This is a genomic window from Actinophytocola sp. (assembly GCF_035712165.1).
Classification (GTDB): Bacteria; Actinomycetota; Actinomycetes; order Mycobacteriales; family Pseudonocardiaceae; genus DASYTH01.
The window spans coordinates 1-12,670 of record NZ_DASTBH010000051.1 but is presented as its reverse complement, the minus strand read 5'-3'; the positions used below and the strand labels follow the sequence as shown (position 1 = coordinate 12,670).

General features: G+C 70.8%; 8 protein-coding genes. 7 read left to right on the top strand and 1 reads right to left on the bottom strand.

Going from position 1 to position 12,670, the window contains the following annotated elements; genetic code table 11:
• The first annotated feature begins 428 nt into the window (after positions 1–428).
• The 6 genes from VFO68_RS02475 to VFO68_RS02450 all read left to right on the top strand — a co-directional run bounded on the left by VFO68_RS02475 (position 429) and on the right by VFO68_RS02450 (position 10,679).
• Positions 429–797 carry a hypothetical protein gene (locus VFO68_RS02475; protein ID WP_325156473.1) on the top strand — a complete coding sequence of 123 codons (369 nt, stop codon included), beginning with the start codon at positions 429–431 and terminating at the stop codon, positions 795–797.
• An 87-nt stretch (positions 798–884) separates the two neighbouring features.
• Entirely contained in the window at positions 885–2,012 is a 1,128-nt protein-coding gene (locus tag VFO68_RS02470; protein ID WP_325156472.1) for an ABC transporter ATP-binding protein, read from the top strand.
• Positions 2,012–2,911, top strand: coding sequence for an ABC transporter permease subunit (locus VFO68_RS02465; protein WP_325156471.1), 900 nt, complete (start codon positions 2,012–2,014; stop codon positions 2,909–2,911). The genes VFO68_RS02470 and VFO68_RS02465 overlap by 1 nt, the downstream gene beginning before the upstream one ends.
• 105 nt (positions 2,912–3,016) lie before the next feature.
• Positions 3,017–6,769: an ABC transporter ATP-binding protein gene (locus tag VFO68_RS02460; protein ID WP_325156470.1), complete on the top strand. Its 3,753-nt coding sequence runs from the start codon at positions 3,017–3,019 to the stop codon at positions 6,767–6,769.
• A gap of 56 nt (positions 6,770–6,825) precedes the next feature.
• Positions 6,826–10,503 carry a multifunctional oxoglutarate decarboxylase/oxoglutarate dehydrogenase thiamine pyrophosphate-binding subunit/dihydrolipoyllysine-residue succinyltransferase subunit gene (locus VFO68_RS02455; protein ID WP_325156469.1) on the top strand — a complete coding sequence of 1,226 codons (3,678 nt, stop codon included), beginning with the start codon at positions 6,826–6,828 and terminating at the stop codon, positions 10,501–10,503.
• A complete protein-coding gene (locus tag VFO68_RS02450) occupies positions 10,503–10,679 on the top strand; it encodes a DUF6104 family protein (RefSeq protein ID WP_325156468.1) in 177 nt (58 codons plus the stop codon). The genes VFO68_RS02455 and VFO68_RS02450 overlap by 1 nt, the downstream gene beginning before the upstream one ends.
• A 5-nt stretch (positions 10,680–10,684) precedes the next feature.
• Here the strand turns inward: VFO68_RS02450 and VFO68_RS02445 are convergent, their stop codons facing one another.
• Entirely contained in the window at positions 10,685–11,677 is a 993-nt protein-coding gene (locus tag VFO68_RS02445; protein ID WP_325156467.1) for an aldo/keto reductase, read from the bottom strand.
• On the opposite strand from VFO68_RS02445, the gene VFO68_RS02440 reads away from it, so the two are divergent.
• Complete coding sequence (locus VFO68_RS02440) at positions 11,676–12,623, top strand: hypothetical protein (RefSeq protein ID WP_325156466.1); 948 nt, start codon at positions 11,676–11,678, stop codon at positions 12,621–12,623. The genes VFO68_RS02445 and VFO68_RS02440 overlap by 2 nt on opposite strands.
• The last annotated feature ends 47 nt before the right edge of the window (positions 12,624–12,670 follow it).

Here is a 12,670-nt window from a genome sequence, read left to right as displayed (position 1 = left end):
CCCAAATCAAGGTCCGCGCATTTTGCGGACAGGGGAAGGGAATTTGGGGGCGGCCCGCTCGACCAGCCTGGGGGTCACTGGGAGCGGGCCGCCAAGGACAGCTTAAGGCGTGCTAGGGCTCGGCGCTGTAGTTGGGGTGGGCGAGTCGCGTAATACTTGTCCACCAGAAATGGACACTATCGGGTGAGAAGTCGGGCAGACGGGTGAATCCGCGCCGGGGCACTATGGTCAACTTTCCCGGCCGCCGATGTCTGACCGGTGACGGAACCTCGCTGGTCCCTAGGCTGCCACGACACGTTCGGACGCCATCGCGCGCTGACGATATTCGTCGAGAATGATCGAATTCTGCTGGTGGCGCCGGCCGGGGCCGCCGTTCTGTCCGTAACCCAGGCGAAGTCGCTGCACACGATGCTGGATATCGCCGGCCGGTGGCTGGCTTGAGCCCCGCACACGACCCGGTCCGCGACGCGGTACTGCACTGGCTGGACCGCCTCGACGTGGCCATCGGTCACGGTGATCCCGGCACCCTGCTGCCGCTGGCCCGCCGCGAGATCAACCGGATGGCCGAGGGCTGGCGCCTGCTGCTGACCGTGCACGAGCGCGACGAGGAGGGCCGGTGCCAGGCCTGCCCGACCGGCACCCGCGGCCGCTGGCCGTGCCAGATCTGGCGGATGGCACACGAGCAGCTGATCGGCGAGGGAGTGCCGCACAACCGGCGTACCCGCCCGCTGCGCAACCCGCTCGGCCGCGCCGCGCGGGCCCTGTCCGCCCGCCGTGGCGCACAGCACGACGGCTGAGATTCCGATCTGCACCGTATCGGCACATGAGGTCGACGCCATGCGGCAAGATGGCGCCCACGACACGCCGGGGAGCAGGAGGAATCCGTGCACGACGGAAGCGGCCGCATCGTGGTCCAAGGGCTGACCAAACACTTTGGTCCGGTTCCCGCGGTGCAGAACCTGAGCTTTCATGTGGAGCCCGGCTCGGTGACCGGATTCCTCGGTCCGAACGGGGCCGGCAAGACCACCACCCTGCGGATGCTGCTCGGGCTGGTCAACCCGACCGCCGGCTACGCGACGATCAACGGGGTGAAGTTCAGCCAGCTGGGCAACCCGGGCCGGGTGGTCGGGGCGGTGCTGGAGGCACAGGGGTTCCACCCCGGCCGCAGTGCCCGCAACCACCTGCTGGTCTACGCGGCGGCGATGGGCATGCCGGACCACCGGGCCGACGAGGTGCTCGGCCTGGTCGGGCTGACCGGAGCGGGCCACCGCAGCGCCGGCACCTTCTCGCTGGGCATGAAGCAGCGGCTGGCGCTGGCCACGGCCCTGCTCGGCGACCCCCAGGTGCTGGTGCTCGACGAGCCGGCCAACGGCCTCGACCCGGAGGGCATCGCCTGGTTGCGCACCTTCCTCAAGACGTTCGCCAGCAGCGGCCGCACGGTGCTGATCTCCAGCCACCTGCTGGCCGAGGTGGAGCAGACGATCAACCAGGTGGTGATCATCAGCCACGGGCAGACCATGTACTACGGCCCGCTGGAGGACCTGCGCCGGTCGCAGCAGAGCCGGGTGCTGGTCCAGCCGGCCGACCCGGCCAAGCTGCTCGCCGCGCTGTCCGAGGCCGGGATCGCCGGAGCCCAGCAGACCCCGGACGGCAAGATCGCGGTGACCGGCTCGAGCGTGCAGCAGATCGGCGATCTGGCGGCCAAGGCCGGGATCGCGCTCTACGGCGTGCAGGAGGAGACGGCCGACCTCGAGCAGCTGTTCTTCCGGCTCACCAGCGGCCAGTACGCGGCGCCGCCGGTCGGGTACGGGCAGGCGCCGCCCGGACCGCCGCCACCTGGCTATGGTCCGCCACCGGGTGGCGGTTACCCGCCACCACCGCAACAGCATCAGGGCTACGCGGTACCGGCCGGTCCGGGCACCCCGGCCAACCCGTGGGCGCCGCCGACCGGACCGCAGCCACAACAGGGTTATCAGCAGCCCGGTCAGGGCGGATGGGGAGGTAACGCCTGATGGGCCGGCTCGTCAAGGCGGAGTTCCGCAAGATCTTGACCACCAAGATGTGGTGGGCACTGCTCATTCCGGCCGTGCTGCTCACGGTGGGCTGGGGGTGGGGCGTGTCGGCGCTGGTCACCAGCATCGTCGAGGACCTGTCCAACACGGACCTGCTCGAACAGGCCGACGTCAACCTGGACGAGATGTCCTGGTCGATCATCGCGTTGACCCGGAGCATGAACATCGCCACGGTGTTCCCGATGGTGTTCGGGGCGCTCGCGCTGGCCAGCGAGATCAGCCGCAAGACCATCACCACGAGCTTCCTGACCGCGCCCAACCGGGCATCGGTGCTCACCGCCAAGGCGATCACCTACGTGTTGTGGGGCGCGATCTACGGCGTGGTGGTCGCCATCGGCGCCAGCATCGGCATGCTGATCGGCTCCAAGGAGTCGCTGCTGCCCTCGGCCGGCGACTGGATCCTGGTGCTGCTGGCCGGGATCGTCGCCTGCATCCTCTGGACGCTGCTCGGGATGGGCGTCGGCGCCCTGCTCGGCTCACCGGTGGCGACGGTGATCCTGCTGCTGGTCTATGCGCTGGTGGTGGGGCCGTTCGGCGAGCTGATTCTGGCCGGCCTCACCGACAACAACCATGTGATCGGGTTTCTGCCCAACGGCTCGGCGAACGGGCTGACCGGCTCCACCGCGAGCGCGCTGCTGTTCGGGCAGGTGCAGGACCTGGTCGCAGGTTCGCAGGTGATCAGCCAGGACGCGGTCGAGAGCTTCGACGAGGCGGTGCGGTTCGCGGCGGGCGCGCCGGGTGCCTTCTCGCTGCTGGTCAGCGGCATTATCTTCGTGGCCTGGACGATGGTGTTCTTCGTGACGGGGCTGCTCCGCAACCAGCGACGGGACATCACCTGACCTGCCCAGGCACCGCGTCTTATCCGTGACCGGCCTGCTCCGCAACCAGCGACGGGACATCACCTGATCGACCGGCATGTCATGGGTTGTGCCTAACCTGGCGACGTGCCCGAACGCTCCGCCGGCTGGATCCGTCGTCTGAGTGCCGCCTGCTGGCGGCACCGCAGGCTGGTCGTGCTGTCCGTGGTCGCCGCCGTGGTCGGCGTCGGCTTCCAGGCGGCCGGGCCGATCCTGGTCAAGTTCGTGGTCGACGACGCCGTCGCCGGCCGCACCGACTCGCTCGGCTGGCTGGTCGCCGCGCTGGTGGCGATGGAGCTGCTGACCTTCGGCACCGCGTTCGTGCGCCGGTACGTCGGCGGCCGGCTGGCCCTGGACGTCCAGCACGACCTGCGCCAGGCGGTGTTCGGCGCGGTGCAGCGGCTCGACGGCGGCAAACAGGACGCGCTGCGCACCGGCCAGGTCGTGTCCCGGTCGATCACCGACCTGCAGCTGGTGCAGGGCCTGCTGATGATGGTGCCGCTGTCCATCGGCACCGTGGTGTTCGCGGTGTTCGCCCTGGCCGCGATGATGTGGCTGTCCCCGCTGCTCACCGTGGTGGCCCTGGTGGTCATGCCGGTGGTGGCGGTGCTCGCGGTGCGCAGCCGCACGGTGCTCTTCCCGGCCACCTGGTCGGCCCAGCAGCGTGCGGCCGACCTCGCCCAGCACGTCGAGGAGACCGTCACCGGGGTGCGGGTGGTGAAGGGCTTCGGCCAGGAGGCGCGCGAGGTGGCCCGGCTGGAGCGGACCGCGCGCACGCTGTTCGCCGAACGGATGCGCGCGGCGGCGCTCACCTCCAGGATCTCGGCGACCATGGTGGCCATGCCGGCGGTCGGGCAGGTCGCGGTGCTGGCGCTGGGCGGCTGGCTGGCCATGCACGGCCAGGTCACGCTCGGCACCTTCCTGGCCTTCGCGAGCTACGTGGCCAACCTGATCGGCCCCACCCGGATGGTCGCCGGCCTGCTGGTCAACGCCCAACTGGCCCGGGCAGGCGTGGAGCGGGTGTACGAGCTGATCGACTCCCAGCCGGACGTGACCGACGCGCCCGACGCGGTGGACGTCCCGGCCGGGCCGGCGGCCGTGGACCTGGACGGGGTGAGCTTCGGCTACACGCGCAGCGACCCGGTGCTCGACGGGATCTCGCTGACCGTGGCGCCCGGCGAGACGCTCGCGCTGGTCGGCACCGCCGGGTCCGGCAAGTCGACGGTCTCGCTGCTGCTGCCCCGGTTCTACGACGTGCACGCCGGCGCGATCCGGATCGGCGGGGTGGACGTGCGCGCGCTGCGGCTGGCCTCGCTGCGCCGAACCGTCGGGGTGGTGTTCGAGGAGGCGTTCCTGTTCTCCGACACCATCCGCTCGAACATCGCCTACGGCCGGCCGGACGCCACCGACGCCGAGGTGGCCGCCGCCGCCCGGGCCGCCCAGGTGCACGAGTTCGTCGCGGAGCTGCCCGACGGCTACGACACCGTGGTCGGCGAGCGCGGCCTGACCCTGTCCGGCGGCCAGCGCCAGCGGGTGGCCCTGGCCCGGGCGCTGCTGTCCGACCCGCGGGTGCTGGTGCTGGACGACGCCACGTCGGCGGTGGACGTGGCCACCGAGGCCGCCATCCACGACACGCTGCGCTCGGTGACCGCCGGCCGGACCACGCTGCTGATCGCGCACCGCCGCTCCACCCTCGCGCTGGCCGACCGGATCGCGGTGCTCGACGGCGGCCGGGTGGTCGACGTGGGCACGCATGCCGAGCTGACCGGGCGCTGCGAGCTGTACCGGGCGCTGCTGGCCGGGCCGGGCGAGGCGATCGAGGACGTCTCCCGCCGCACCGGCGCCGACCTGGTACCTGGCCCGGACGGGACCACCCCGGCGCTGTGGCCGGGCGAGGTCGCCGCCCCGGAGCGCATGACGCGGCCGGCGACCCCCGCCGTGGGCCGGGGCGCGATGAGCGAGGGTGTGATCGGCGCGCTGCCGCCGACGCCGGAGCTGCTCGAACAGGTCCGGGCGCTGCCGCCGGCCACCGAGCGGCCCGACCTGAAGGGCGCCGACCCCACAGCGCCCGACCCGGACTTCCGGCTGCGCCGGCTGCTGGGGCTGGTGCGCGGCGCGATGGTCGTGGTCGGGCTGCTGATCGTGGCCGACACCGCGATGGCCATGGCGCTGCCGGCCCTGTTCCGGCGCGGCATCGACAACGGCGTGGTCAGCGGGAACCCGACCGCCCTGCTGGTGGCCAGCGCGGTCGGGGTGCTGCTGGTCGGGCTGGGCTGGCTGGACGTGAAGCTGTCCACCGTGCTCACCGCGCGGGTCGGCGAGCGGCTGCTCTACCTGTTGCGTGTGCGCAGCTACGCCCAGCTGCAGCGGCTCGGCCTGGACTACTACGAGCGCGAGATGGCCGGCCGGATCATGACCCGGATGACCACCGACGTCGACGCGCTGTCCACGTTCCTGCAGACCGGCCTGGTCAGCGCCGTGACCAGCGTGCTGACCGTGCTGGCGATCATCGTGGCGATGCTGCTCACCGACGTCTCGCTCACCCTGGTGGCGCTGGCCGCCCTGCCGCTGCTGCTGGTCGCCACCGTGATCTTCCAGCGGCTCGCGGCCGCTGCCTACACCGAGGCCCGGGAGCGGGTCAGCGTGGTCAACGCGGACATGCAGGAGAACGTGTCCGGGCTGCGCGTGGCCCAGGCGTTCACCAGGGAGGACGAGTCGGCCCGGGCGTTCGCCCGGCGCAGCGACGACTACCGGCGCAGCAGGCTGCGGGCGCAGCGCTACGTGGCGACCTTCTTCCCGTTCGTGTCCCTGCTCGGCGGGCTGGCCCAGGCCGCGCTGCTGGTGATCGGAGCGCACCGGGTGGCGGCCGGCGAGCTGACCCCGGGCGTGCTGCTGGCCCTGCTGCTCTACCTCGGCCTGTTCTTCGCCCCGGTCCAGCAGCTGTCCGGGGTGTTCGACGGCTACCAGCAGGCCCGGGTCGGGCTGCGCCGGATCGCCGACCTGCTGCGCACGCCCACCTCGGTCGAGCCGGCCCGGCATCCGGTGCCGGTCCCGGCCGGGCTGGACGGCGCGGTCGAGCTGTGTGACGTGTCGTTCACCTATCCGGGCGCCGACGCGCCCGCGCTGGACGGCATCACCCTGCGGGTCGCCCCGGGCGAGACCGTGGCGCTGGTCGGCGCGACCGGAGCCGGCAAGTCCACGGTGGTCAAGCTGGTCGCCCGGTTCTACGACCCGACCGCGGGAACCGTCCGCGTGGACGGGGTGGACCTGCGGGAGTACGACGTCTCGGGCTACCGCCAGCGGCTCGGTGTCGTGCCCCAGGAGGCGCACCTGTTCACCGGGGACCTGGCCGCCAACGTCGGTTACGGGCGGCCGGACGCCGCGCCGGCCGAGATCGAGGCGGCGGTGCGCTCCGTCGGCGCGCTGCCCATGGTGGCGAGCCTGCCGGACGGCTTCCGCCAGGAGGTGGGCGAGCGCGGTCAGGGCCTGTCGGCGGGGCAGCGCCAGCTGGTCGGCCTGGCCCGGGCCGCCCTGGTCGACCCCGACCTGCTGCTGCTGGACGAGGCGACGGCCGCGCTGGACCCGGCCACCGAGGCCGTGGTGCTCGCGGCCAGTGCGAACCTGGCGCGCCGGCGCACCACGTTCGTGGTGGCACACCGGCTGGCCACCGCGGCCCGCGCGGACCGGATCGTGGTGCTGGAGGCGGGCAAGATCGTGGAGGTGGGCGGTCACGCGGAGCTGATCGCCGCCGACGGTCGGTATGCCCGCCTGTGGCGGTACGGCACCGACCCGGATGAGGTGGCCGCCGTTGGCTCACATCCGGTTCGCCAAGAGGGATAGCCTGTTGGTACAGCGTTCACGTACGAGTTCGATATGGATAGAGGCGAGACCCGGCCGTGTCCACCAGCAGTCCCGCGTCGCAGTTCGGTCCGAACGAGTGGCTCGTCGAGGAGATGTACGAGCAGTTCCTCGCCGACCCGTCGTCCGTAGACCCGGCGTGGCATGACTTCTTCGCCGACTACAAGCCGACGCCCCGGGCCGTCAGCCAGGGCGTGGCCACCACGAAGGCCAGGAGCGCGGCGGAGGACGGCACGGTCAACGGCCAGCTGAGCACGGCGGCCCGGCCCGACCCTCCGGCCCCGGCGGCGCCCCCGCCCACCCGGCCGCCCACGCCCACGCCCACGCCGGCGCCGGCGCCCACCGCCAACCCGGCTCCGGTGAAGATCAGCGAAGGCGACCAGATCAAGCCGATCCGCGGCGCGAACGCCGTGATCGTCAAGAACATGGACCTCTCGCTCACCATCCCGACCGCGACCAGCGTGCGGGCGGTGCCGGCGAAGCTGATCGCCGACAACCGGATCGTGATCAACAACCACCTGCGCCGGACCCGGGGCGGCAAGGTCTCCTACACCCACCTGATCGGCTACGCGGTGGTCCGGGCGCTGGACGCCTACCCGAACATGAACCGGCACTTCGCCGTGGTCGACGGCAAGCCGACCCTGGTCACCCCCGAGCACGTGAACCTGGGCCTGGCCATCGACCTGCCCGGCAAGGACGGCTCCCGCAACCTGGTGGTGGCCTCCATCAAGGGCTGCGAGGGGATGACCTTCAGCCAGTTCTGGCAGGCCTACGAGGACATCATCCGCAAGGCCCGCAACGGCGCGCTGACCGCGGACGACTTCACCGGCACCACGATCTCGCTGACCAACCCGGGCACCATCGGCACCAACCACTCGGTGCCCCGGTTCACCCCCGGTCAGGGCGCGATCGTCGGCGTCGGCGCGATGGACTTCCCGGCGCAGTACCAGGGCACCAGCGAGCGCACCCTCACCGAGCTGGCGGTCAGCAAGATCATGACGCTGACCTCGACCTACGACCACCGGATCATCCAGGGCGCCGAGTCCGGTGAGTTCCTGCGCCGCATCCACCAGCTGCTGCTCGGCGAGGACGGCTTCTACGACAACATCTTCACCTCGCTGCGCATCCCGTACGAGCCGGTGCGCTGGGTGGAGGACATCCCCGAGGGGGCGATCGACAAGACCACCCGGGTGATCGGGCTGGTCGACGCCTACCGCACCCGTGGCCACCTGATGGCCGACACCGACCCGCTGAACTACCGGCAGCGCAAGCACGAGGACCTCGACGTGCTCAGCCACGGCCTGACCCTGTGGGACCTGGACCGGGAGTTCCCGGTCGGCGGGTTCGCCGGCAAGGACCGGATGAAGCTGCGCGACGTGCTGGGCGTGCTGCGCGACTCCTACTGCCGCACGGTGGGCGTGGAGTACACCTACATTCTGGACCCGGCCGAGCGGCGCTGGATCCAGGAGCGGGTCGAGGTGCGGCACGAGAAGCCCCCGCAGGCCGTGCAGAAGTACATCCTGAGCAAGCTCAACGCGGCCGAGGCGTTCGAGACGTTCCTGCAGACCAAGTACGTCGGGCAGAAGCGGTTCTCGCTGGAGGGCGGCGAGTCGGTCATCCCGCTGCTGGACACCGTGCTGGACAAGGCGGCCGAGTACGAGCTGGACGAGGTCGTCATCGGTATGCCGCACCGGGGCCGGCTCAACGTGCTGGCCAACATCGTCGGCAAGCCGATCTCGCAGATCTTCCAGGAGTTCGAGGGCAACCTCGACCCCGGTCAGGCGCACGGCTCCGGCGACGTGAAGTACCACCTCGGCGCGGAGGGCAAGTACTTCCGGATGTTCGGCGACGGCGAGACCAAGGTCACACTGACCGCCAACCCGTCGCACCTGGAGACGGTGGACCCGGTGCTGGAGGGCATCGTCCGGGCCAAGCAGGACCTGCTGGACAAGGGCGACACCGGCTTCTCGGTGCTGCCGGTCGCGATGCACGGCGACGCGGCGTTCGCCGGGCAGGGCGTGGTGGCCGAGACGCTGAACCTGGCCCTGCTGCGGGGTTACCGCACCGGCGGCACGGTGCATGTGATCGTCAACAACCAGGTCGGGTTCACCACCGCGCCCGAAGCGTCCCGGTCCAGCCAGTACGCCACCGACGTGGCGAAGATGATCCAGGCCCCGGTGTTCCACGTGAACGGCGACGACCCCGAGGCGTGCTACTGGGTGGCCGCGCTGGCCATGGACTACCGCCAGACGTTCAACAAGGACGTCGTGATCGACATGGTGTGCTACCGGCGGCGCGGGCACAACGAGGGCGACGATCCCTCGATGACGCAGCCCGGGATGTACGACATCATCGACACCAAGCGCAGTGTGCGGAAGACCTACACCGAGGCGCTGATCGGCCGCGGCGACATCTCGGTGGACGAGGCCGAGAAGGCGTTGCGGGACTTCTCCAGCCAGCTCGAGCACGTGTTCAACGAGGTGCGGGAACTGGAGAAGCACCCGGCGGCGCCGAGCCCGTCGGTGGAGTCCGAGCAGCAGATCCCGGCCAAGGTGGCGACCGCGATCACCCGCGAGGTGGTCGAGCGCATCGCCGACGCGCACGTGAACCTGCCGGAGGGCTTCGCGCCGCATCCGCGGGTCAAGCCGGTGCTGGAGCGGCGCGCCAAGATGGCCCGCGAGGGCGGCATCGACTGGGCGTTCGCGGAGCTGCTGGCGTTCGGCTCGCTGAACCTGGAGGGCCGGATGGTCCGGCTGTCCGGCCAGGACAGCAGGCGCGGCACGTTCACCCAGCGGCACTCGGTGATCATCGACCGGCACAACGGCAAGGAGTACACGCCGCTGCAGAACCTGTCCCCGGAGCAGGGCCGGTTCCTGGTCTACGACTCGGCGCTGTCGGAGTACGCGGCCCTGGGCTTCGAGTACGGCTACTCGGTGGCCAACCCGGACGCGCTGGTGCTGTGGGAGGCGCAGTTCGGCGACTTCGTCAACGGCGCGCAGTCGGTGATCGACGAGTACATCTCGTCCAGTGAGGCCAAGTGGGGCCAGGTTTCCGACGTGGTGGTGCTGCTGCCGCACGGGCACGAGGGCCAGGGGCCGGACCACACCTCCGGCCGGATCGAGCGCTGGCTGCAGCTGTGCGCCGAGGGTTCGATGACCGTCGCGGTGCCGTCGACGCCGGCGAACTACTTCCACCTGCTTCGCCGGCACACGCTGGACGGGGTGCAGCGGCCGCTGGTGGTGTTCACGCCGAAGTCCATGCTGCGCAACAAGGCCGCGGTGAGCGCGGTGGAGGAGTTCGTCGACGAGAGCCGGTTCAACTCGGTGATCGACGACCCCACCGTGCCCGACCCGGACGCCGTGCGCCGGGTGCTGTTCGTGTCCGGCAAGCTCTACTACGAGTTGGCCGCGGAGAAGGAGAAGCTGGTCCGCGACGACGTGGCGGTGGTGCGGGTGGAGCAGCTCTACCCGGTGCCGCAGAAGCGGCTGGCCGCGGTGTTCGAGACCTACTCGGGCGCCACGGACTTCCGCTGGGTGCAGGAGGAGCCGGCCAACCAGGGCGCGTGGCCGTTCTACGGTCTGATCCTGCCCGAGCTGTTCCCGGAGTCGCCCCGGATCACCCGTGTCTCGCGCCGCCCGATGTCCGCCCCGTCGGCCGGCTCGACCAAGGTGCACGAGATCGAGCAGCGCCAGATCATCGACAAGGCGTTCGGCTGATGTACTTCACCGACCGCGGTCTGGAGGAGTTGGCCGACCGCCGGGGCGAGGAGCAGTTCAGCTTCGCCTGGCTGGCCGACCGCCTCCGCGCCTTCGTCGACCTCCACCCCGACTACGAAACCCCCATCGACCGCCTCGCCACCTACCTCGCCCGCGACGACGAGGACGACGAATAACTCGGTCACCAGGCGTAGGCCTCCGGGGCGGGTTTGGCGCCGTTGGGGGCGGGGGGTGGGAAGAGGTCGTCGAGGCGGGTGAGGGTGTCGGCGTCGAGGGTGGTCTCGACGGCCCGCAGGGCGGTGTCGAACTGGTCCGGGGTGCGCGGGCCGATGATCGGGCCGGTGACGCCGTCCTGGTGGAGCAGCCAGGCGAGGGCGAGCACGGCGGGGTCCGCGCCGAGGTCGGCGGCGACCTTCTCGTACTGCTCCAGGGTGTCCCGGTGCCTGGCCAGCTCGCGGCCCTCCCAGCCGGCGGTGCTGCGCGAGGTGCCGCCCTCCCGCTGCTTGCGGAGCACGCCGCCGAGCAGCCCACCGTGCAGCGGTGACCACGGGATCACGCCCAGGCCGTAGTGCCGCGCGGCCGGTAGTACCTCCAGTTCGACCCAGCGGGACAGCAGGTTGTACAGCGACTGCTCGCTGACCAGGCCGACGAGGTGCCGGCTCCGGGCGGCCTCCTGCGCGGCGGCGATGTGCCAGCCGGCGAAGTTGGACGAGCCGACGTAGAGGATCTTGCCCTGCTGCCGCAGCACCGACATGGCCTCCCAGATCTCCTCCCACGGTGTGGCCCGGTCCACGTGGTGCATCTGGTAGACGTCGATGTGGTCCGTTTGCAGCCGGCGCAACGACTCGTCGCAGGCGCGCCGGATGTTGAGCGCGGACAGCCGGCCCTCGTTGGGCCAGTCGCCCATCGCGCCGTACACCTTGGTGGCCAGCACGGTCCGCTCCCGGCGGCCGTCACCGCGGGCGAACCACCGGCCGATGATCTGCTCGGTGGCGCCTTTGCCCTTCTCCCGGCCGTAGACGTTGGCGCTGTCGAAGAAGTTGATTCCGTGCTCGTGCGCCCGGTCCATGATGGCGTGACTGTCCTCTTCGGACGTTTGCGGGCCGAAGTTCATGGTGCCCAGCACCAGCCGGGACACCGACAGCCCGGTGCGGCCGAGATTCGTGTATTCCATGCCCTCCAGCCTGCCCAAAAAGGAACCGTTTGACCACGTGGAGTTGCTCCAGGAATATGCCCCAACGGCCAGGCCGTTCGGCCCTTCCCGCCGGGGAGCCGACACGGAAAGGTGTCACGCTGTGGGCGGGACCTGGGACGCCGTGCTGAAGGTGCTGCGCGACCCGTTGTTCGCCGTGGGGCTCAGCATTTTTCTGGCCATTCTGGCGAGCCGGGTGGGCGGCTGCGTCGTCCGGCTGCTCCTGGTCGCCGGGTCGGCGGCGGCGTTCATCTGGCTGCTGGTGCGGTTCGAGCCGTTCGAGAACGTGGTCGTGGCGCTGGTCAGCGTGCTCGGCACGCTGCTGGTCGTGCTCGCCATCTGCCTGGCCGTGATCGCCGTGGTGGCGATATTTGCGGTGCACGCCATGCACCGCAGGTCCACCACCGTGCCGCTGCACATCCCGGTCAGCCGCCCGGTTCCGACCAGCCGCCCGCCGTCCGGCGACCATTCGGTGGCCGACCGTCTCGAAGCCCGCCGCGACCATGTGCTCGCGCTGGAAACGCATCTGGGCGACATCGTCGAATCCGTTTTCGACACGGACTCCGACCGCATCACCCAACTGATCGGTACGGTGACCACTGGGTATTTCTCCGGTCTCACAGCGCATCTCCCCGATCTGCGCCAACTCAACCACGAGATCGACGCCGCCCTCACCGCCCTGGCGGCGGAGCTCCCCCGCCACTTCACCGGCATCGACGAACACCGCCTGCACGCCATCGCCGCCGCCCGCACCTACCTGATGACCAAGGCAGACTGGGACGCCTGGTTGGACTCCCACAGCGCCGGTTTCGCCTACCTGGCCGTCCGCCTCCTCTGCCTCCGCCGCGACTGGCGCCTGGCCGCCACCATCGTCTCCAAGTGCCACTACGCCCACACCCTCCTCGACGACTGCCTGTACGCCCTCTGAGCCCGGCACCGAGGTCACCCGCGAGAGAAACGCCGCCCCGCCCGGCC

What these genes read in the sequence shown, in the direction of transcription:
- VFO68_RS02450 (WP_325156468.1), top strand. Translation starts at nt 10,503, where the DNA reads ATGTACTTCACCGACCGCGGTCTGGAGGAGTTGGCCGACCGCCGGGGC.
- VFO68_RS02465 (WP_325156471.1), top strand. Translation starts at nt 2,012, where the DNA reads ATGGGCCGGCTCGTCAAGGCGGAGTTCCGCAAGATCTTGACCACCAAG.
- VFO68_RS02445 (WP_325156467.1), bottom strand. Translation starts at nt 11,677, where the DNA reads ATGGAATACACGAATCTCGGCCGCACCGGGCTGTCGGTGTCCCGGCTG.
- VFO68_RS02440 (WP_325156466.1), top strand. Translation starts at nt 11,676, where the DNA reads ATGCCCTCCAGCCTGCCCAAAAAGGAACCGTTTGACCACGTGGAGTTG.